The sequence below is a fragment of the Algoriphagus hitonicola genome (assembly GCF_900113375.1).
Classification (GTDB): domain Bacteria; phylum Bacteroidota; class Bacteroidia; order Cytophagales; family Cyclobacteriaceae; genus Algoriphagus; species Algoriphagus hitonicola.
In genome coordinates, this window is record NZ_FOPC01000014.1 from 94473 (window position 1) to 117113 (window position 22641).

Here is a 22641-nt window from a genome sequence, read left to right on the forward strand (position 1 = left end):
GAAAAATCAAAGTTTCAATAGCTCATGTGGAAAAAACTACTAAATTTTTATTGCAAACGATTGCGTTAACGTTTGCATTCCAAAAGATTTTTTTACCTACAAGTTCTTTACATTCAATGTTTTGGAAATTTAATTTTACGGCTATATTGAGAATTGATTTCTGAGAAAGCGATTAAAGTGTATATTCATTTCTCGGAAAAATATAATTTTATGAAAATCGGTCAAGCCACTATTAAAGATATTGCAAGAGAACTGAATGTCTCCTCCTCCACGGTTTCCAGAGCATTAAAAGATTATCCGGGTATTTCCGACGAAACCAAGCGAAAAGTGAAAGAGTTGGCCGAAAAACTCAATTACCGACCCAACGCCATTGCCCTTTCGCTTCGAAAAAGTAGGTCATATACCATCGGAGTAATTATCCCTGAGGTGGTTCATTTCTTTTTCTCCACAGTCATCAGTGGAATAGAAGAAGTCGCATATTCCAGAGGATATAATGTGATCTTGACTCAGACCAATGAGAAACTAGCTCGCGAAAAATCAAGTATTGAAACCATGCTTTCCAACCAAATCGATGGTTTTTTGGTCAGTTATTCAAAAGAGACGGAGGATTTTGAGCACTTTTCCAAATTACTGGATCAAGGCTTTCCTATAGTATTTTTCGATCGTGTTCCTGCCATTCCAAACGCCATCAATGTCATGGTCGATGATTATAAAGGTGCTTTCGATGCCGTGACGCATCTCATCCATCAAGGTTACGAGCGAATAGCTCATCTTGCTGGACCAAAAAGCTTGATGATCAGTAAGGAGCGGGAACGCGGCTATCGGGATGCATTGGCTAATCATGGTATGGAAATCAACCCGGAATATATCATCGAATGTCCCGTCGGCACAGATGATGAAAGTCAGCGCATCACCAAAGATCTTTTTCAAAATCTAGAGCAGAAGCCAGATGCTTTCTTTGCCAATAATGATATGGCTGCGGTCGGCGCGATGCTAGCTTGCAAAGCTATGGGATTAAGAATTCCCGAAGATGTGGGAATTGTAGGCTTTAGCAATTGGCAATTTTGCTCAATGATCGACCCTAGCCTTTCCTCTGTGGCGCAACCTGGATTTAATATGGGTGCCAAAGCTACCGAGATCCTTTTGGACATTATTGAGAAAAAAATTGAAGCTTCAGAAATAGAGCTTCCTGTTACCCTAGACACGGAACTTTTGGTCAGAAAATCATCTGTGCGCTTAAAATCCTGATTTTTTTCCATCCAATTAAAAAAAATGATGCAATCGATTGAATAGGGCAAATTTCTTTCGGTAAGCAGTTTTAAGGTTTTGGGTATCGATAAAACCTGCTTATACTACCTGTATCGCGGATTTTTAGGTTTGATAATCGTTTCTAAATTAGCGATGATAGATCACTTTTAATCAGCTAAAATCAATTAGCATTATGCCTCAAAATAATTCATCATCGCGCCATTTAGGGATGGGAAACGTGACAGAATGGAACGAATTTGAATTCGGGATCAAAGGAAAAACCAGTGAAGCATATTTTCAGCTGTCTGTTTATGATTCCGGCACGATAAGAATCCAAGCTGGCAAATATGCTGAATTTGAATCCAACCCCTACGCGGTCTTACAGTCCCCCAAAACGGTCAAATTTTCGATAGAAAATGATTCAAATAAAATCACCATCACCACTGATCTGCTCAGGGTAGAGGTCAAACTTTCGGGATTTTTAATTCGCTTTTTTACTCTGGATGGGGAATTGATCAACGAAGACGATTCTTTAGGTATTTCTTGGATTGGAACAGAAGTCAGCTGCTATAAACGTGTAAGACCAGAGGAAAAATTTATCGGACTCGGCGAAAAAACCGGAAACCTCAATCGTGCAGGAAAGGCCTATACCAATTGGAACACGGACTATTTTGCTTACGGAGTTGGGGATGATCCGCTTTATATGAGTATTCCTTTTTACATCGGGATTCACGAAAAAGCCAACTACGGTATATTCTTTGACAACACCCATAAGTCAGTTTTCAATTTCGGCGCGAGCACCAATCGCTTTGTTTACTTCGGTGCTGAAGACGGTGATATGAATTATTTTTTCATTTATCGTCCAAGCGTTTCTGAAATCATATCGAGCTATACCGCGCTTACCGGAAGAATGGAACTCCCGCCTATTTGGTCTTTGGGTTTTCAGCAATGCCGATACAGCTATTATCCTGACTCAGAGGTAAAAACCCTCGCTAATACCTTCAGGGACAAAGATATGCCGGCAGACGTGATCTACTTGGACATTCACCACATGGAATCTTATAAAGTTTTCACTTTTGACGGAAAAAATTTTCCAGATCCGAAAAGCCTGATTGCTGAACTCAAAAAGAAAGGCTTTAAAGTGGTGGTCATTATGGATCCGGGTATCAAAACTGAAAAGGGGTATTTGCCCTACGAAGAGGGAAAAAAACAGGGGCTATTTGTCAATTATCCGGATGGAGAGGAATACCAAGCGCAAGTCTGGCCGGGTTGGTGTGCCTTTCCGGATTTTACCCATAAGCAAACCCGAGCGTGGTGGGCTGAGAAAATGGCTTTTTATACCGAAGCCGGTGTGGATGGTTTTTGGACAGACATGAATGAGCCGGCATCTTGGGGGCAGTTTACGCCAAATTTGATTGAGTTTTCCTACGAGGGGGAAACTGTTTCTCATAGAAAAGCTAGAAACATCTATGGAATGCAAATGGCTCGAAGTGCTCAGGAAGGCTCAAAAATCAACCGTAAAAATCAACGTCCTTTTGTCCTCACCAGATCCGGCTATGCGGGAATACAACGCTATGCTGCTGCTTGGACGGGAGACAATGTGGCCTCTGAAGAACATATGATGGCTGGAGTGAGGCTGGTCAATAGCTTAGGTATCAGTGGAGTTTCATTTTCCGGATACGATGTGGGGGGATTTGCAGGTGAAGCCAGTAAATCGCTCTTTGCCAGATGGATGAGTTTGGGTGCGTTTGCCCCACTTTTCAGGGCACATTCCATGATCAACAGCAACGATGCAGAGCCTTGGGCCTTTGGTGAAGAAGTGGAGGAAATTTCCCGTAATTACATGAAACTGCGCTATGCTCTTCTACCGACCATTTATTCTAAATTTTATCAATCTACCCTAGACGGCTTGCCGATTGCAAAATCCCTGGCGGTTTCATTTCCACTGGACCAAAAGGTTTTTCAGACAGCCTATCAAAATCAGTATCTTTTCTGCGATCACTTTTTGGTAGCCCCTATTGAAAGTACGCGGGATATTGCAAAAATCTATCTTCCTGAGGGATCTTGGTATTACCTTTATTCCGATGAATTTTACCTCGGAAATCAAGAAATTTATTTAGAAACACCATTGAATTACCTTCCAGTATTGGTAGAAGAAAGTGCAATCTTCACTACCCAATCCCCTATTTCACATTGTGGAGAGGAAACTGATGGGATTTTATCTATTCACCTTTATAAAGGGGAAAAGGAAAACCAATTTGTCCACTATGAAGATGATGGGGAAAGCTACGATTACCTGAACAAGGGCTTTTTTAAACGAAAGATCAACTATTCACCTAAAGAAATGACATTGATCCTAGAGGAATCCAGCGGCAATTTCAAGTCAAAATTCCACAGCGTGAAATTATACCTTCATGGTTTTAAAACCGATGTCCTCACTATCAATGGAAAAAGTGAACCTAGCCAAGTGAACAACTTTGCATTTTTAGGTAAATTATCTGAATTTGATCCATTGCCTGAGCATGATCAGCCCTATTATGAAATCGAGTCACTCCATTCTATAACTTTCGAACACTTGACAACTGAAATCACCATCTCAGGCCTTTTCTGACCTTATCCCTATCTCAAACCCAACCGTAACCCATGACCCCACAAAAAGAAAGACTTAGCTTCTGGCAAATCTGGAATATGAGTTTTGGTTTTCTAGGAATCCAATTTGGTTTTGCTTTACAAGGAGGCTTTATGTCTCGTATCTTCCAGACTTTGGGAGCGGATAAGGACACCATTCCTTTTCTTTGGATAGCGGCGCCTCTTACTGGTTTATTGGTTCAGCCGATAGTAGGATATCTCAGTGATCGAACTTGGCATCCTAAATTTGGAAGACGGAAGCCTTTCTTTTTCATTGGAGCTGTCTTGAGTACTATCGCCCTGTTTTTTGCGCCATATTCATCTGCGCTTTGGATGGCTGCGGGTTCTTTGTGGATTTTAGATGCTTCGATCAATATCAGTATGGAGCCTTTTCGTGCGCTCGTTGCGGACAAGTTGCCAGATGCTCAGCGATCTTATGGTTTTGTCGTTCAGACTTTAATCATTGGGATCGGGACATGGATCGCCTCCAATTTGCCTTGGATGATGACCCAGCTCGGAGTTCCTAATACCGCTGCTGCCGGAGTCATTCCTGATTCGGTAAAATATGCTTTTGGGATTGGGGCGGTGGTCTTGTTTGGGTCGATACTTTACACCATTCTTACTACAGATGAATATCCTCCAGAAGATCTGGAAGACTTTCAACGGGAAAAGGAAGCCAGCCGTGGTTTTTTTGCAGGATTCAGAGAGATTATCGGAAATATCGCAAATATGCCCCCGGTCATGAAAAAACTGGGGATAGTTCAGTTTTTTTCTTGGTTTGCATTCTTTACCATGTGGAGTTTTGCGACTCCGGCCATCACGGAGCATGTGTTCGGAGCCACCGATACGACTTCAGCTGCTTACAATGATGCTGCTGATAGCGTAGGAAACTATCTGGGCACGTATGGTTTGGTCTCTATGTTTTATGCCTTGATTTTGGCGTTTATCGCAAGTAGAATAAAAATCAACCGGCGACTACTTCATTTATCCAGTTTGATCTTGGGTGGGATTGGCTTTATTCTGATCTATTTTATACCTGAGCCGTGGATGCTCCACATTTGCTTTTCTTTGGTAGGAATTGCCTGGGCAAGTATTTTATCCATGCCTTATGCCATGCTTTCGAGTTCGGTAGAGCCAAGAAAAATGGGCGTTTACATGGGGATTTTCAACATGTTTATCGTCATTCCCCAGATCGTAGCAGCGCTTGGAGGGGTAAATTTTCTCTACAAACTGATCTTTGGAGACCAAGTCATCAACACTATGCTTTTGTCAGGTACTTTCCTGATTTTAGCGGGTTTCTCTACCTTGCTGATTACGGACAGAAGAGCCACTCATGATTGATTGATATTCCTTGGTCAAAAAAGGATTTTTGGATGGGATCAAATTGATAAATTCGAGTTCAAATTCCCATTAATCGATCAAAATGAAAGTCTTAAAAATCATAGGAGTTCCTGAGCATTTTAATTTTCCCTGGAGATCTATCGTGGATAAGCAACCACTATTGGATCAAGGAGTCTCACTATCCTGGCAGGACGAAAGCCGGGGATCAGGTCAAATGATTAATGCTCTCACAAGTGGTGAAGTTGACCTAGGAATAATTCTTACCGAGAGCTTTCTTAAGGCTTTTCAAGAAGAAAAACCTTTGAAAATGATCGGATACCATGTTAATTCACCATTATGCTGGGGAATTCATGTTGGAAAAAACAGCAAGATAAATTCCTTGGACGAAGTAAAGAGTCCCAGTTTTTTCATCAGTCGGGAAGGTTCGGGATCTCATTTGATGGCTTCGGTATTGGCTGAGCGGGAAAAATGGTCCAGCCAATCCCTCGAATATAAAATCGTCGATAATTTGGACGGTGCTCTCTCTGCCTTTGAGAAAAATCCCGATGGCCTCTTTCTTTGGGAAAAATTCACTACCAAACCCTATGTAGATCAAGGACTCCTAAATCGGCTAGGAGAAATCCCCAGCCCTTGGCCTTGTTTTGCTATAATTGCCTCTGAGAAGGCCATGGATGAGTTTGGGGAAACTATATTTCAACTGAGGGATTTAGTCTATGAGAAAAGCAAAACGCTGAAAAATTCTACCGAAACGGTAAAGGCCATTTCTTCATCTTATCATCTAGCCGAAGAAGATGTAAAAGCTTGGCTATCACAAACTAATTGGGCTCAAATTCCTGAAATTTCAATTTCCGAATTTGAATCAGCGATGGAAATAATGGTGAGATTGGGAATCCTAAAAGCCCCCATTCCATTAGAAAATTGCTTAACTACTGACCGTCTCCGAATGATTCCTTAAAATGTGTGCAGGAAGACTGACGCAGACTTTTGTTCCTTTTCCAGGCTCTGATTCTATACCGAGATTACCCTTACTCATTCGGACAAATTCTTTGCAGACTTGAAGTCCCAGCCCAGAGCCCTTCTCTTGTTGAGTTCCTGGTTTTGAACGTGTAATGGAATAATCAGACTCCAAAATTTGCTCAATCTCCTCCGGATACATTCCTTTACCCTGATCAGAAACACACCAAAGCAGGTCATTCTCGCCAGTTTCAAAAACAATACGGATTTCGCCGCTCTCAGGGGAAAACTTTACAGCGTTACTTAAAATATTTCTTACCACCACTTCGATCAAATCTCTATCAAGATAAAGAATTACATCTGCTGGCATTTCATTGGAAATATGCAGTGATTTAGTCTGAATCTGAGGAGCTAAAAGCTGAATGATTCCTTGGACTACCTCGTTCATGCTCACTGAAGTAGGGTTTACTCTAAATCCCTCCATTTGAGCCAGAGACCATTTAAGTGTATTGGTCAAGGTAAAATGAACAGAATCCACATCCTTTTTTAGGGTTTTGAGAATGCTCATGAATTCTTGCTGGGAAATTGCTCCTCCGAGTGTGAGATCAATTAAACTTTTGACCGAACCGATTGGACCCCGTAGATCATGTCCCAAGATGGAAAACAACTTATTTTTCGTCTCATTGATTTTCTCAAGTTGAAGGGATTTTTGTTCCAAATCGGAATTTTGATCGGCGATTTTCTGCTTTTGTAAGATCAGATCTTGATTGTACTTTTTGACATTCCTATTCAACTTATAAAGCCTCAATCCAAGGATCAAAACAATGATCGCCGCTATACTTACAAGCCAGACGATACGGTTGATAAATAATAAATTATCCGCTTGGTTCTTATTTTGAGCCTTAAGCAACTCCAATTCAGATTTTTCCAGATTTTCCTGAAACATTCCCTGCATCAAGGCTATTCTATCCCGATTGGCTTGATCGACTAAAGAATCATTTATGATGGTGTATTGATTTAAATGCTGGTAAGCCAAATCAATATCACCCCTACGCTGATGGACTTGAGACAAATATTTATGGGACTTGGATAGTTCATCCCGGTAATTGTTTGCCTCGGAGACCTCAATCCCTTCTTCCAGTATTTTTTCGGCTTTTTCCAACTCACCTAATTGCAAATAGGCATTTCCCAGACGGTGCATCACACTTGCCTGAAAAGAGGTGATTCCCTGAACTCGTGCCATCTGAAGAGACTTTTCGAAAATAACTACTGCGCTGTCAAATTGTCCTCGACCTACATGAACATCCCCGAGAACCCGATTGGAAAAAGAAGTCAAATAAGGAGAACCCGAAGATTCGTTGATATTGATGGCCTTCTTGGCATAGAAAACGGCGGAATCATATTCCTCCACTTGGATGAAATTAAAGGCGACATTGTTTAAGCTTCTGATTTGGGTGTATAGGTCGTCAGAACCCTCAACCAATTCAAAAGCCATCTTAAATTGATTGATCGCCATTTGGTAATTTTGCTGGGCATAATAGAGGGCTCCCATATTGTTCAAAATCCTGGCCGCAAGATTAGAATCTGGGATTTCGGAAGCCAACTCGTAGGCATCTTCCGAAAAATCAAAGGCGAGCTGCCACTGACCTCCACGGTAATAAATCCATCCGATATTTTCTTTGGACTTGGACAGTCCGTAAGTGTAATTGAGCTCCTGAGAAAGCTTTTCCGCCTCGAGAGAAAAATCCATTGCTTCCTGAGAAGAAATCTCCCGCAGTTGGGTAGCTATTTCATTTAGGACGTCCACGCGCTCCTGACCACTCGCATTAGGCAATACCTCTTTTAAACTATCTAAATCTGGCTGCTGGGATTGGGCCGAAATAGATAGCAAAAAAAAGAAAAATAGTAGGAATAAGTTCTGTATAAGGATTCTCACCTAGTGGAAGCTGTTTGGTAATGCAAAATAAACAGAATCAATGAAATGAATTATAAAAAAATCCAATCAAAAGCTTTTTTATCCATCTTTTTAATTTTTAAGGCTTTCCCAATCCCAATCCTTGTTCATTTGCTTGATCGCATGATGAGCTGTCAAATCATACTGACAGGGAACAATAGAAACATAATTATTCGCTATCGCCCACTCATCATTATCTTCTCCTTTGTCAAAATTCACAAAATTCCCTGCCATCCAGAAATATTTCCTCCCGTTGGGATCAAATCGCTCTGCAAATTCCTCCTGCCACTTTGCATCGGCTTGACGACAAACTTTGATTCCCTTTATATCTTCGATTTGCTTTGGAGGAAAGTTTACATTCAAAGCTATTCCTTTCGGAATTCCATTTTCCAAAACCTGCTTGGCGATTTTTTCGACCCATACTTCCACATGAGAAAAATCTGCTTTGGATGAAAAGTCGCAAAGACTAAAACCGATTGACGGCAAACCTTCTAAGGCACCTTCAATAGCTGCCGACATGGTTCCTGAATAAAGAACCGATATCGAGGTATTTGATCCATGATTGATACCACTGACTACCAGATCCGGAGTACGGTCCTTCAGCACATAATGCTTGGCCAGTTTGACACAGTCTGCGGGTGTGCCACTGGATTTGTAAGCTACCACTCCGTCAAAAATCTCCTCCTCGTATAACCTCAATGTCTCTCCAATCGTGATGGCATGTCCCATTCCAGATTGCGGACTGTCAGGTGCCACGACTACTACCTCGCCTAGTTTTTTCATAATAGACACGAGCACACGGATTCCCTTGGAGGTAATCCCATCGTCATTGGAGACGAGAATAAGCGGTTTTGACATTAGTTGTTGTTCAGTTCGTTGTAATAGGCAGTGATGCGAAGTAAGTCGCCACGCTTGTCATGTTCCAGCCGGTTTTTTCGCATGAAAAGATTGATCTCATCTTCATATCCCGAAAGAAGGGAAAATAGATCTTTCTTTTTCAAACTGTACCGCTGGATTTGATTATCCTTGAAAAAGTAATAATTGAATGCGAGTCGATAGCCAGTCATAGTCTGAGGACCCCATAGTGGATTCATACTCATCGGACCCCATGCACCCATGTTTCGGGAATCTGTAGCGATATATTCTCTACAGAGCAACGCGACATTTTCTCCTTCGGTCAAGACCTCAAAAAATATCGGCGTTTCGTAATCTCCATTGAGAGAATAAGGTAAACTGTAAAACTTTCTCACGCCTCCATAGACCTCATCAAATATTTCGAAGTAGGCTACATTGGAAGCAGTAAAGGTTTCGATTCGATCAGTTTGAAGTTGGACTAGGTTATTATCCAAATCATATTTAACCAATCCGGTGTAATTCTGACCTTCTGATCCGTATATATTTCCTTTGTGCCAAATCTGTGAAGGAAACTGATTTTGCCCAAAAGCAACTGCTGTCACCAACAACAGCATGCCGAGTGATAAAAGGGTATGATTTAAAATCTTATTCATAACACATTTTACGCATTTTTTCTATCCGGGTTAACAAGCTAGCCCACTCAACTATTGGCAATCTGAAGTAGAATTACTTGAGAATGGTATGCCCCATTTTATCCCGTTTTGTCTTTAAATATTTTTCATTGTGAGGATTTGGCGCAATTTCGATCGGCACTTGATCTACGATTTCCAAACCATAACCGATCAATCCAACCCGTTTTTGAGGATTATTAGAAATCAAGCGGATTTTACCCACACCCAAATCTCTCAAGATCTGTGCCCCTACCCCATAATCTCTGCTGTCCATGGGAAGCCCCAAAGCCAAATTGGCCTGTACGGTATCCATTCCCTCTTCCTGTAATTTGTAGGCTTTGAGTTTATTGATCAATCCAATTCCTCTCCCCTCTTGATTCATGTATAATACAAGTCCTTTGCCTTCTTTCTCGACCATCTCCATCGCTGCATGAAGCTGCGGACCACAATCGCATCGGCAACTGCCAAAAATATCACCAGTCATACAAGAAGAATGCACACGGACCAAAACTGGCTCATCTTTTTCCCAAGTCCCTTTGATCAATGCTAAATGAAGTTCGTCCGTATTGGTTTGACGGAAAGCAATCAAATCAAAATCTCCCCAAGTGGTGGGCAGTTCGACTCCGATTTCTCGTTTGATCAAAGATTCATTTTTTAGCCGGTAGGCTATAAGATCCTTAATGGAGACGAGTTTTAAATTAAATTTTTTGGCTACTTCGACCAAGTCGGGAAGTCTTGCCATCGTCCCATCTTCATTCATGATCTCCACCAAAACTCCCGCAGGCGAAAGGCCAGCCAAACGTGAAAAATCTATCGCAGCTTCGGTATGGCCAGCTCTCCTCAAGACTCCTCCTCTTTTGGCTTTCAAAGGAAAAATGTGCCCCGGTTTCCCGAGCTCGGATGGATCTATGGTGTCATCCACTAGAGCTTTGATGGTTTTGGCACGATCGGAAGCCGAAATCCCCGTGGTGCATCCATGCCCAATCAAATCCACAGAAACCGTAAAGGGAGTTTCAAAAGCCGCGGTATTTTGTCCGACCATGAGTTCGAGTCCCAATTTTTCGCATCGATCCTCAATCAATGGCGCACAAATCAGTCCGCGCCCATGAGTGGCCATGAAATTGATGATTTCTGGAGTTACTTTTTCGGCGGCACAGACAAAATCCCCCTCGTTTTCACGATCCTCATCATCGACTACAATGATTACTTCTCCATTTTTGATTGCTTCAATAGCAGATTCTATTGAATCCAATTGGTAATTTTCCACTCGATTTGGGTTAGAATTCATGTAAATTTGAAGCACAAATTTAAGTGCTTTAGGTTCTAAAACAGTTAGGTGCCAAAGAAAGTTTGGCTATCAGCCTACGACAATGCCCAATTCTTTATCAATCTCAATCTGAACTTTTTTTAAGGCAAAATAAAGTTCCTGAAATTCGATTACCTGATCATCACCAAGATGCTCATTTTCTGCATTTTTGATTTTCGCTTTGGCCTCTTCCATCATCTTTCGGACAAATTTCCGCTTCAGTCGGAGAATCGTCCTAAACCCTGTCAGCGTCAGGTCATCCTCCTCTTTGTTGACCAAAATCTGATGAGTAGTTTCCCAGTGGGTCGATATCTCGTGCCTTGGCGTAATCAGATTGATGATTTCATTTTTGATTTCTAGATCCTCCACAGTTTTAAAAAAATCCTTTCCTGGAATCTCTTTTTGAGCCAGTTTGTAGCGATACATTTTCAAAATCTTGGAATAAATGGGAGTTTCAAACTCTAATTCTTCTGTTTCTTGCAGTAAATACTGGCAAAGATGCATTTCTTGCCCATCGAGTTTTTCCCATCCATAATTGACCAAAAGCCGGATCATTTCCCGCTCCTGCAGCCTTAAAATCTCATGAATTGAAATCTCCTCCTTGGAAGGAATAAACTCCTCGAAAGGACGATCAGCTTCCGGTTCCTCTTTTTGTTTGAAATACTGATCTTTTTGGGATTTCAGCAGGGATTTATTCAGCTCGGCATGGATGATTTCCTCATCGACATCGAGCAGAACTCCAGCCTCTTTGGCATAAACGGATCGGACAATTGGATCGGGAATTTTTCCAATACTTAAAATCACCTCTCGGATCACTTCGGCTTTTCGAATCGGATCGCGAGAAAATTCACCTTTAAAAAGCCCGATTTTAAACCCGATGAAATCCTTGCTTTGTTCTTTCAGATAGGTCTGAAAAGCTTCTGTCCCAACCTTTCTGGAATAACTATCCGGATCCTCTCCTTCGGGAAAAACCACAGCTTTGACATTGAGCCCACCCTCGAGCAAAAGGTCAATTCCCCGAAGAGATGCCTTGATCCCAGCAGCATCTCCATCGTAAAGCACGGTAACTTGATCCGTAAATCGTTTGATCAATTTGATTTGACCCTCTGTCAAGGAAGTTCCGGAGGATGCTACCACATTTTCGATCCCTGACAAGTGCATGGAAACGACATCGGTGTAACCTTCTACCAAATAACAGTTGTCCAGATCTCGAATGGCTTTTTTGGCCTGAAACATCCCATACAGCACATCGCTTTTGTGGTAAACTGGGGTTTCGGGAGAATTGATGTACTTAGGTTGATTTTTATCCTTGGTGAGTATTCGAGCTCCGAAGGCAATGGGCTTTCCACTAATATTATGAATCGTAAATATCGCCCTGTTTCTAAAGCGGTCATAGATTCGGCTGGGATCACCTTCCTTCTGCAAAACAAGTCCGGCCTTGAGCAAAATCTCCTCTGAAAAACCTGCTTTTTTGGCAGCATTAAGCAAATTATCCCAGCCGTCCAAGGCAAAACCCAAGTCAAATTTTTCAATGATTGCGGGCGAAAATCCGCGCTCTTTAAAGTAACTCAGCCCGATGGATTTCCCTTCTGGAGTATTGAGATTCTTGACAAAAAAATCACGGGCAAAACCCAAAGCAATCAATAAGCTTTCTCGCTCACTTTGAGCTTGTTCCTGTTCTGGAGTTCGGGCTTCGTCTTCTTCGACCTCGATTCCGTATTTTCCCGCCAAATGGCGAATGGCTTCCTGAAATCCAATCCCCTCAATATCCATGATAAACTGGATGGGATCACCGGCTTTTCCACAGCCAAAGCATTTGTAGATCTGCTTAGCCGGAGAAATGGAAAAAGAGGGTGTTTTTTCCCCATGAAAGGGACAACAGGCCCAGAGATTCTGGCCCTTTTTTTTGAGGGGCACATAGTCTCCTACTACCTCCTCGATATCCATTCTTTCCTTTACTTTGTCCGAGGTGAATTTACTTATACTCATGGCTGCACAATTACGACAAAGTTAATGTACACTCCCAATTAGCCTATCAAAATCAAGAACTATTTGGCCAATTGGGAAGTTTAAAAACAAAGGCAGAAATCAGCCGAAGTTTTACAAAGCAAAGTCTAAGCACTAACTTGCGAAAAAAATTAGAACCCTTCACATGCAAATCACCAAAGAATCCTTGTTGAAATCCCTCTCCCGAGTGGAAGACCCCGATCTGAAAAGAGATTTGGTGAGTCTGGGAATGATCCAAGGAATTGCCATTTCTGGAAATAAAGTTCAATTTAAAGTAGTCCTGACCACTCCCGCTTGCCCGCTCAAGGAAGTGATCAAAAACAATTGTTTGGAAGCTTTGGAGGAAGATTTTGGGAAGGAAATCGAGGTAGAAATCACCATGACATCGCAAGTCACCACAGTAAGAGATGCTACGCCGATTTTGCCTCAGGTAAAAAATATTATAGCCATTGCCTCCGGAAAAGGCGGAGTGGGAAAATCCACCACGGCGGTAAATTTGGCTGTTTCACTGGCTGAGACCGGTGCAAAGGTAGGTTTGATTGATGCAGATATTTCGGGACCTTCTATCCCTACCATGTTTAATGTGGAGGGTGAGCAGCCCTCAGTCAAAAAGGTGGGGGATAAGAATGTCATCATCCCCATCATGCAGTATGGGGTGAAATTGATGTCTATTGGTTTTCTAACTCCAAGTGATTCGGCTGTCGTTTGGCGAGGCCCCATGGCCAGTTCTGCTCTTCGGCAGTTTATTTCGGATGTCGAGTGGGGAGAGTTGGATTATCTATTTATTGACTTACCTCCGGGTACTTCAGATATTCATTTGACGATGGTGCAGACCGTCCCGGTGACTGGTGCTGTGATTGTCACTACACCTCAAAAAGTAGCCTTGGCCGATGCCAGCAAGGGACTTTCGATGTTTAAGCAGCCGCAAATTAATGTTCCCGTTTTAGGTGTTATAGAAAATATGGCTTACTTTACACCTGAAGAACTACCTGATAACAAATATTATTTATTTGGAAAAGAAGGGGGCAGAAAATTAGCTGAAAAGTACCAAGTGCCTTTCCTTGGGGAAGTTCCGATCGTTCAGAGTATCCGGGAAAGTGGAGATACGGGATTTCCGGCAGTATTGAAGAACGGATTAACCAAGACTGCGTATATGGAATTAGCAGAATCCGTAGCCCGCCAAATTGCCATTAGAAACGCGTCGGCAAAAAAGACAGAAATCGTAGAAATTAAAGCATAATACCCTATATAGAAATGCAAACTGAATTAAGAGAACAAATAGAATTTGCTTTGGATACCATCAGACCCTATTTAGAGGCTGACGGTGGAAATGTGCGCATAGTGGAATTAACCGAAGATAATGTTTTGAAGATAGAAATGCTTGGAAATTGTGGCTCCTGCCCGATGTCCTCGATGACCCTCAAGGCTGGAGTAGAGGAAGCCATCAAAAGAGCCATCCCGGAAATCACTCGGGTTGAGGCCGTGAACCTGACTATTGTTTAACCTTTTCTTTTCATGACCAGATTTTCCCGCTTTTCCCAAAAAGCTATTTTGCTCCTCTTTGGAGCTTTTTTTGCATCTACCCTTAGCTTTTCGCAGACTTTTGAACTGAAACCGCTAGAAGATTATTCAGGGATTGGAGGTAAACAACTGGGACATGATCATGATGAAAAATGCGGGCATGGAATTATTGAAAAAATGATGGAAAAAGACCTGGGCTATTTTGGCACTCGGGACTTTTTGGAAAATTGGATGGAAGCTGAAATCGAAAAAAGACGATCTCAGCCTCAAATTCTCTCAAGAACCCAAAATGAGGTCAGAAAAATCCCAGTGGTCGTTCATGTCATCCATCGCGGCGAAGAAATCGGTCAAGGAACCAATATCCCCCTCTCGCAGATCGAAGCCCAAATCCGAATTTTAAATGAAGATTTCCGTAGGCAAAATTCGGATACTCTCCTAACTCCAGAAATGTTTCAGCCAGTTGCTGCTGATAGCCATATTGAATTTGTTTTGGCCAAGAGAGACGCCAATGGCATCCCAACCAATGGAATAGTACGAACTCAAGGTCCTAAAAACTCATATAGCCCTGATGATGCTATTTTGATCGGGCAAACTTCTCAATGGGACCCAGAGATTTACATGAATGTATGGGTGGTACCCTTGGACCAGCCTTTTATTGGATATGCTTCATTTCCTATTTCTGATTTACCTGGGCTTAACTTTTCTCCTACCTCGGCCACAGCAGATGGAGTTACTATCGATTATCGTTTTTTTGGCAGCGGAGGAAGTGCAATCAGTGCTTCAAGAGGTAGAACTGCCACGCATGAAGTTGGACACTTTTTAGGATTGAGACATATTTGGGGAGACGGAGGCTGTGACGTGGATGATTTTGTGGAAGACACTCCACGGCAGGATAATTCTAACAACTCCTGTACTGAAGGAGTGTCTCGATTCAGTTGTGGATCGGATGATATGATCCAAAACTACATGGATTATACTCCCGACGCCTGCATGAATTTATTTACCCTCGGGCAAGTGGAGCGTTTTAATGTCATACTGGAAAATAGCCCAAGAAGGGTAAACCTGGTTAATAATTTTGCCACAGAAGAACCAGATTTAGCAGATTTTGATCTTTCACTGACCCGATTAATTTCACCGGGTGACTTTGCTTGTAATGCTACAGTCATGCCGGCGATAGAGGTAACAAATGCCGGAAATGAGACCTTGACCTCTGCCGAGATTGAGTTGAGAAGAAACAATGCTGTTTTAGAATCTAAAAGTTTTTCTTTCGAGCTTGAAACCGGGCAAAGTCAGATTCTCGAATTCCAAAACTTTGAACTCCTAGAAAGTCAAAATGAGGTAGAGTTTCGGTTGATATCTATTAATAATCGAGAAGATCAAAATCCAGACAACAACAGGCTAAACTCGAATCCCCAACTACAGGAAGAAGTCAATCTTCCTGTAAGTATTACTGGAAATGATCTTCCGGACAGTTGGATCAATGAAAATCCTGATGGAGGTTTTGGATGGGAACCCATTACACAAACTGTTTCCGGAGAATCCCAAGACCTGTTTTATATCCGGCATTTTGAATACGAAGCACAAGGTGAGCTTGACTTTTTGATTAGTCCAGTCATTGATTTAACCAAATACCCCAATGCACAGCTGGTTTTTGAAATGGCACATTCGACCTACGACCAAGCTGGCTTTCAAGATGCCTTGTTTGTGTCGATCTCGGATGATTGTGGTAATACTTTTGACTTGCCTACAGCTCGATATCAAAAAAGTGGTCAATCCTTGTCCACCGTGTCTCCGAGCTTGGAAGAGTTTTTTCCTACTAATAATTCCCAGTTCAGAACTGAATTAGTAAACCTTTCTGATTTTGCTTCTTTGGGAAAAGTAAGGATTTCAATCATTACCCAAAATTCTTACGGAAATAACATTTTCCTCAAAAATATCAGAATCTTGGATCGGGAAGAATTCAACTATGAACTCACACTCGATGAGCTTATCGTACCGAGTCCTATTTCTGACGGACGATACACCAGCGAATCTCTCCGTGTCACAAACACAGGAAATTTGCCTATCACAAGCTTAGTCTTGTCAAAAATCACCAACAATGGTAGCGAGGCGAGTTTCTTAGCAACCGGCGGATCTGTAAATCCGGGTGAGACTTTCACCCTAAATGGCACCAATACGACTAGAGAAGGGAAAAATAGAATCGATTACAGGATAATTTTACCAAACTTCGATCAAAACCCAGGAAGTGAGAGTTCACTGACTCGATATATTATTGAAAATGAAGAGGAAGTAGCAGTTCCTTGGAGGCAAAACTTTAATCCTTCCGCTAGCTTGGGACCTTGGACCAGCTTAAATCCAGAGTCAGATAGTCGGGCATGGGAAGTGATCTCCCTCAGCGGATCTTCCTCGCCAAACAATGCTCTGGAACTGAGACAAATGGAATCAGACGAATCGTATTGGCTGGGTTCACCTATTTTTGATTTGAGCAATGAGATTCAGGCCAGCTTGTTTTTTGACATTGCTGCAGGACAAGTAAGTCCAGAGACGAGGCTCCGCTTGCTTGCCAGCCAAGATGCCGGAGACAATTACGAAGAAATCTATCGACTCAACGGTGCGAAAATCAGCACTGTGAATGCCGGAGCGGCCAACCCCAATAATCCGGAAGATTTTAACAGGAATTACATTAATCTGACTGATTTTACTGGAGATCAATTTTCTGAAGTAAGGGTGGCTTTTGTAATTGACCAAGGGGATGTGGACAATGATCCAATATATGTGGACAATTTAGAACTCTTCCTGAGCGCAGATCCAGACCCGGTGATTCCTGGAGATGGCATGGCCCTAATCTATCCCAATCCGGCTACTGATTATTTCAATGTTGCCTTTAATCTTCCCAGCTATCAGGAAGTAAATATCCAGATAATTTCGAGCACAGGTGCTATCGTACATGAGGTAAACTACCCAGCTACTTTGAATCAGACGTATACCTTTAGCCGAGATATCTTTAAACCGGGGCTTTATATCGTGAAAATCACCAGTCTTACACTAACTGAAACACAACGAGTCATTCTGAGATAAGGAAATTTAAGCCGAAGCAGAAAACTTCGGCTTATTTTTTGCCAAGAATTGATTTAATTTTCCCGTTTGGGGACTTCCGATTTCCGACTATCTTTACTTATTGTATTTGTATTCATGAGCTCACCTAGTTACTCCTTGAAAAAAATTCTGCTGAATCTTTCGATTATTATTTTAATCTCAATCCTTTTGGGATTTATGTTTTTGAAAATTTACCTGCCGATGTATACTAATCACGGCGAAACTGTCTCTGTCCCAAATCTCGAGGGATATACTTTTGATGAAAGTATCGAAATCCTTGAAACCAACGGCTTGAATTATGAGGTTTCGCCCGATTCGGCCTTTAGTACAGATGAGGCACCCTTAGCAGTCATCAAACAAATCCCGCCTCCTGAAGAGCAAGTGAAAAACGGTCGAAAAATCTATCTTACCCTAAATGCTCGAAATGCGCCATTAATCAAGATGCCAAATTTGGTAAATCTACAGCTTAAAAATGCCCAAGAAATTCTGGCAAATATTGGTTTAGTAAGAGGCGAACTCGTTTATGTGCCAGATATCGCAATTAATGCAGTCTTGGAGCAAAAATACCGTGGTGTAGAAGTAGAGGAAGGTTTTGAAGTGCCAAAAGGGGCCAAAATTGATCTAGTCGTTGGTGATGGACTTGGCAACCAGATTTTGAATGTTCCTGATTTTGTGGGAATGGATGAAGAAGATGCAGAGTTTTTAATACTGGGTTCAGGATTGAGAATTGGCCAGAAGTATTATGAACAAAACGACACTATTCCCGAGGGTTTTGTTTTTAGACAAAATCCCAAGGATAAGGCTCAAGTGAAAACCGGTGAATTAGTGGATTTATGGATTTCAAAAAATTCAGATCAATAAAAACTTGAATAAAACTTTCTTCAATATTGGCAGTATTCTTCTGTTCCTGATTGGTTCTCAAGAAGCTTTTGCCCAATTTGTCGAATTTAAAGCCCTACCCCAAAATAAGTACAAGGTCCAACCCGCTAGCTTAGAAAACGGAAGAGTCCAAAATGAAAACCTATTTCCTTTTTGGGATGACTTCAGTCAAGGGCTCGACACCTTGGCTTGGAATTTTGACGGAACGCAATATTCCGAAACCATGGGCAACAATGCTCCTTCTTTAGGGGTCATTGCTCTAGATGGAAGTGATGAAAACGGCACCCCCTATTCTAGGGAAATCCGGGATCAGGGTGTCGCAGATATGATTACATCTGGCGAGTTTGATTTATCCGCTTTTGAGGAGGATGGGGCTGAGTTGAGCTTCTTTTGGCAAGCGGGAGGCAAAGCCGAACTTCCTGATGAAAATGATCGATTGATTTTGCAGTTTTTGGACGCTGATAGCTTATGGACTACCGTATGGACTGTCAATGGTGGCAGAGAGCAAGACCCAAGTCAGTTCAGTAGTGAAAAAATCGCCATTGGATCTGATTTTCTACATGAAAATTTTCAATTTCGGTTTTTCAATGAAGCACGGCTTTCTGGTCCATTTGACACCTGGTTAATTGACTATATTTTATTGGCACCAGAATCTGGATCCTCCAATTTTTCCGTTTCGGATCGAGCCCTGACCCAACCCAATGATTTATTGATCGGTCCATATGGAGCTTTACCCCTATTTATGCTGGAATCCTTTTCACCGGAAAATTTATCCCAAGTCAGGAATGAATTCAATAATTTAGAAAATCGATTTCGGGCGATGGAATATTCCATATTTTTTGGCCAAGACCAAAGTCTAATCCCAATCAATCAAAACACTCCTTTTAATCCTGTCCCCAATGCGCTGGAACGAAGAGCTTTTTCCAGTCAAGAATTGACCGAAATCCCCTCACTTGAAAATGAAGGTAACATAGAAATTCTGTCTTATTTGACTACCGGAGATCGGGAGTTTTTCACCATAGATGAAACGGACAGCACCTTTTATTCTCACATCGATTTTAGGGTAAACGATACGGTTAGAAGCTTTTTTCCAATACACGATTACCTGGCCTATGACACCGGAAATCCAGATTATGCGGCAGGAATCAATCAACGATCAGGTGAATTGGTGGTTCGTTATGAAATTCCGGGGGAGGCATTTATCACAGGAATTTCGATAAAATTCACCAATACCATTCAAGCTAATCTACCGATTGATATTTTGGTGTATGAGGATTTGGATGAAGCCCCTGTTTATCGAAGCGAAGGTTTGATTCCTGCGCTTTCTGGATCAGATTCCTTGTCTTATTTTCCGTTGGACACAAATATTAGATTGAATGGAGAATTTTATGTGGGTTTTGCTCAATTTACCAATGATTTTATTCACGTCGGGCTGGATAAAACTAATGACCAGAGACAGGAGATCTTTTACAATGTAAGTGGTGCATGGGCACAAAACGAAGAGGTATCTGGCGCTTTGATGGTTCGACCACATCTCAGTCCTGATCCCCCTTTTGACAATGCTGAAAATCCTGAATCTGACTTGACCATCTATCCCAATCCGGTCAACTCTATTCTAAGAGTGGAGGCAGAAATCCTTTACACCAAAATCTATGATTCCTTTGGTCGGGAAATTTTAGCTCCTCGTGAGGAAACGTCATCAGGAGAAATTATTAATTTTACCGGACAGAAATCGGGGATTTATGTTTTGCATGTTATGACCCCGTTAGGTTTGAAAACAAAAAGAATATTGGTTAACTAATTATGGAAGATATTAACGTAAATGAGCTAAAAGAAAGGCTTGAAAAAAAAGATCAATTCCTTTTTCTCGACGTCAGGGAAGAATGGGAATACGAAGACGATAACCTAGGGGCCAAGAATATCCCGCTCGGTGATCTTCCCCATCAATTGGACGAACTCGAACAATATAAAAATGAGGAAATCATCATCCATTGCCGCAGCGGTGCCAGAAGCGGAAATGCGAAGAAATTTCTAGAATCGAAAGGATTTTCCAAGGTGAGAAATGTGCTTGGCGGAATTATGGCCTATCGGGATCTTTGATCCAGGCACAACCCGTCATTTAGATTAAGCGAGTCATATGGCTCGCTTTTTTAGTCAAAAATAAAAGGTCTTGGAGAAAAGCACAGGGCAAAAATTAGAATTGCTAACCAACCAATCACTTTTCGCCGGGTATCCAATTCTCGAAAACCACTTACTTCGGGATGTCTGAGACCCATTATTCTTCCCAGTAAAAACCCGAAAAGCAACCATCCTTGATAGCCTTGCCAATCCGGCTTTAGGTAAGAAATCGCGTATTGGACTGCGGACATTGTCAGGATTATGGTCAATCTTGTTTGAAGCTCCAACCCCGAGCGTTGATAGCAAAAGAATAAAAATGCCAAATAAAATGGTATCCAGATGATGAGCTCTTCAAAAGGCATATACGGGCTAATCATTCCTAATCCAGCATAACCTAAAAACAGGGTAAATACCACCAAGGAAATCTCTGTATGACGCTTTGGAAACAACCCAAAAATCACGTGTCCACCATCTAGCTGACCGATCGGTAATAGGTTTAATGCAGTGAAAAACAATGCCAAGTACCCTGCAAATAAGAAGGGATAATGAATCACTTCTGACATTTCGGGAATGCGTTCAGGATCTGCTAAAAAATTACCCATCAGTTCAAAAAGTAAATTATTTCCCAGTCTGAAATCTAAGACATCCTCACCATATCCTTCAAAATCAGGATCTGCATATTCAGGATGAATTTCATAAATGTAATCGGCTGGTGGCAAAGTAAGAAAGCCATAGGCTAATACACCGACTGCAAGAATAAACCCCGCCAAAGGTCCTGCCACACCAATGTCAAAAAACTTTTTACGTGAATTGACAAAACTTTTCATTCGGATAACCGCACCGAAAGTCCCCAGAGAAGGTGCACCTCCCAAAAATCCGAGCCAGCCTGGAATAAAAAGGGGCAAAGAGCATTTCACTTTATGATAAAAAGAGGTAAATAAATGACCCAGTTCATGTACCAAAAGAATACCAATGAAGGGAATAGAAAATGCTGTTGATTTTAAAAAAAATTCCCAGGTAAGAAAATCTTCTCCCTCGGCTATGATTGATTTTCCATACACCCATTCCCCTCCTGCTAATGTGGTTGTAATCAATGTAAGAATAAAAAAAAGACCATGAACGAGGTATTCCTTCGGCTTATACATCTTTAAAAAAATCAAAAATCACATTAGGCCCTGTCACATGAACCGCATGAATGCCCAAATCAGCAGCTCCTTTAATATTAGCAGGTAAATCATCAAAGAAAACAACCCGATCAGATGAGGTTCCTAGGTCAGTTAGCATTTTCTCATAAATCTCTGCTTGCGGTTTAGCCAATCCCATTTCATGACTAAAAAACACCCAATCAAAAATGGGATCAAAGTTTTTAAGCCCATGATCTCTGAGTAGGATGTCATTTACCGCATGGATATGAATCAAATTGGTATTACTGAGCACTCCTACCTGAAAGTGTTGCTTGAGCTTTTTAATTAATTCCAATCGGTGAGCCGGGATTTTACCCAATAAATTATTCCATAATTCATCTACTTTTTCATCCGGCCAGGATTGCTCAAAGTAATCCCGAACGGCATCCCGAAAAGTCAAGGAATCAATTAATCCACGCTCATAATCAAAATGAAAGGGAGTACGATATAGCTGATCAACTTTGGAATGGTGCGAATCAGACAATTCGTTCTTTATCAAGCGAATGGCCTTATCGTAATCGATGTCGATGATGACATTACCTAAATCAAAGATTAAAAAATCTGCATCCGGTGTTTTTTTCATTGAAAACATTGGTTGTGAATATCCCTTCAAATATGTAACATTGCAGTCCCAAAACCAAGATATGGGTGAAATAGCTAATAAAAATCAATCCAAATTGATTCAAATTAGAGGTTTTGAAAACATTTGAAATTTACCGAATTAGCAACTGACTTCCCCGACCCATCGGGGCAGTAGGTCGCTGGTAGTTTGAAAGTAAAGATTATTTCGGATCCCGATTCCGATCGGGACTCATTCGGTTAGAGCAACTGACTCCCCCGATCTATCGGGGCAGTAGGTCGCTGGTAGTTTGAAAGTAA

General features: G+C 41.6%; 17 protein-coding genes. 10 read left to right on the plus strand and 7 right to left on the minus strand.

The window, feature by feature from the left end; genetic code table 11:
- Positions 1–210: 210 nt before the first annotated feature.
- The 4 genes from BM043_RS16735 (at position 211) to BM043_RS16750 (ending at position 6172) form a co-directional block, all read left to right on the plus strand.
- Complete coding sequence (locus BM043_RS16735; protein ID WP_092793780.1) at positions 211–1248, plus strand: LacI family DNA-binding transcriptional regulator; 1038 nt, start codon at positions 211–213, stop codon at positions 1246–1248.
- Positions 1249–1441: 193 nt separating this feature from the next.
- Positions 1442–3859: a glycoside hydrolase family 31 protein gene (locus tag BM043_RS16740; RefSeq protein WP_092793732.1), complete on the plus strand. Its 2418-nt coding sequence runs from the start codon at positions 1442–1444 to the stop codon at positions 3857–3859.
- Positions 3860–3891: 32 nt separating this feature from the next.
- Positions 3892–5217, plus strand: coding sequence for an MFS transporter (locus tag BM043_RS16745; RefSeq protein ID WP_245753067.1), 1326 nt, complete (start codon positions 3892–3894; stop codon positions 5215–5217).
- Between the two features lie 82 nt (positions 5218–5299).
- Positions 5300–6172 carry a type 2 periplasmic-binding domain-containing protein gene (locus tag BM043_RS16750; RefSeq protein WP_092793734.1) on the plus strand — a complete coding sequence of 291 codons (873 nt, stop codon included), beginning with the start codon at positions 5300–5302 and terminating at the stop codon, positions 6170–6172.
- Here the strand turns inward: BM043_RS16750 and BM043_RS16755 are convergent.
- From BM043_RS16755 to dnaG, 5 genes are all read right to left on the minus strand, one after another.
- Positions 6140–8062, minus strand: a complete 1923-nt coding sequence (locus BM043_RS16755; protein ID WP_092793736.1) for an ATP-binding protein — start codon at positions 8060–8062, stop codon at positions 6140–6142. The genes BM043_RS16750 and BM043_RS16755 overlap by 33 nt on opposite strands.
- Positions 8063–8197: 135 nt before the next feature.
- A complete protein-coding gene (surE, locus tag BM043_RS16760) occupies positions 8198–8983 on the minus strand; it encodes a 5'/3'-nucleotidase SurE (RefSeq protein ID WP_092793737.1) in 786 nt (261 codons plus the stop codon).
- Positions 8983–9633 (minus strand): hypothetical protein, encoded by a 651-nt coding sequence (locus tag BM043_RS16765; protein WP_317042388.1) that lies wholly within the window; start codon positions 9631–9633, stop codon positions 8983–8985. Before BM043_RS16765 ends, surE begins: the two co-directional genes overlap by 1 nt.
- Positions 9634–9706: 73 nt before the next feature.
- On the minus strand, positions 9707–10939 hold the full coding sequence (locus BM043_RS16770) for a bifunctional 3,4-dihydroxy-2-butanone-4-phosphate synthase/GTP cyclohydrolase II (RefSeq protein WP_092793743.1): 1233 nt from the start codon (positions 10937–10939) through the stop codon (positions 9707–9709).
- A 69-nt stretch (positions 10940–11008) separates the two neighbouring features.
- Positions 11009–12946, minus strand: coding sequence for a DNA primase (dnaG, locus tag BM043_RS16775; RefSeq protein ID WP_092793746.1), 1938 nt, complete (start codon positions 12944–12946; stop codon positions 11009–11011).
- Positions 12947–13109: 163 nt separating this feature from the next.
- On the opposite strand from dnaG, the gene BM043_RS16780 reads away from it, so the two are divergent.
- From BM043_RS16780 to BM043_RS16805, 6 genes are all read left to right on the plus strand, one after another.
- Entirely contained in the window at positions 13110–14204 is a 1095-nt protein-coding gene (locus tag BM043_RS16780; RefSeq protein WP_092793747.1) for an Mrp/NBP35 family ATP-binding protein, read from the plus strand.
- Positions 14205–14218: 14 nt separating this feature from the next.
- On the plus strand, positions 14219–14467 hold the full coding sequence (locus BM043_RS16785; protein WP_092793749.1) for a NifU family protein: 249 nt from the start codon (positions 14219–14221) through the stop codon (positions 14465–14467).
- Positions 14468–14479: 12 nt separating this feature from the next.
- Positions 14480–17563 (plus strand): M43 family zinc metalloprotease, encoded by a 3084-nt coding sequence (locus tag BM043_RS16790; RefSeq protein WP_245753068.1) that lies wholly within the window; start codon positions 14480–14482, stop codon positions 17561–17563.
- Positions 17564–17782: 219 nt separating this feature from the next.
- The gene (locus BM043_RS16795) at positions 17783–18442 is read left to right on the plus strand and encodes a PASTA domain-containing protein (protein WP_317042389.1); all 660 of its coding nucleotides are present in this window, start codon (positions 17783–17785) and stop codon (positions 18440–18442) included.
- 4 nt (positions 18443–18446) lie between these two features.
- Positions 18447–20261 (plus strand): T9SS type A sorting domain-containing protein, encoded by a 1815-nt coding sequence (locus BM043_RS16800; RefSeq protein WP_092793752.1) that lies wholly within the window; start codon positions 18447–18449, stop codon positions 20259–20261.
- 2 nt (positions 20262–20263) lie between these two features.
- The gene (locus BM043_RS16805) at positions 20264–20560 is read left to right on the plus strand and encodes a rhodanese-like domain-containing protein (protein ID WP_092793754.1); all 297 of its coding nucleotides are present in this window, start codon (positions 20264–20266) and stop codon (positions 20558–20560) included.
- Positions 20561–20610: 50 nt separating this feature from the next.
- Here the strand turns inward: BM043_RS16805 and BM043_RS16810 are convergent, their stop codons facing one another.
- Both BM043_RS16810 and BM043_RS16815 read right to left on the minus strand, forming a co-directional pair.
- Entirely contained in the window at positions 20611–21723 is a 1113-nt protein-coding gene (locus BM043_RS16810) for a site-2 protease family protein (protein WP_092793755.1), read from the minus strand.
- The gene (locus BM043_RS16815) at positions 21716–22345 is read right to left on the minus strand and encodes an HAD family hydrolase (RefSeq protein WP_092793784.1); all 630 of its coding nucleotides are present in this window, start codon (positions 22343–22345) and stop codon (positions 21716–21718) included. Before BM043_RS16815 ends, BM043_RS16810 begins: the two co-directional genes overlap by 8 nt.
- Between the last annotated feature and the right edge of the window lie 296 nt (positions 22346–22641).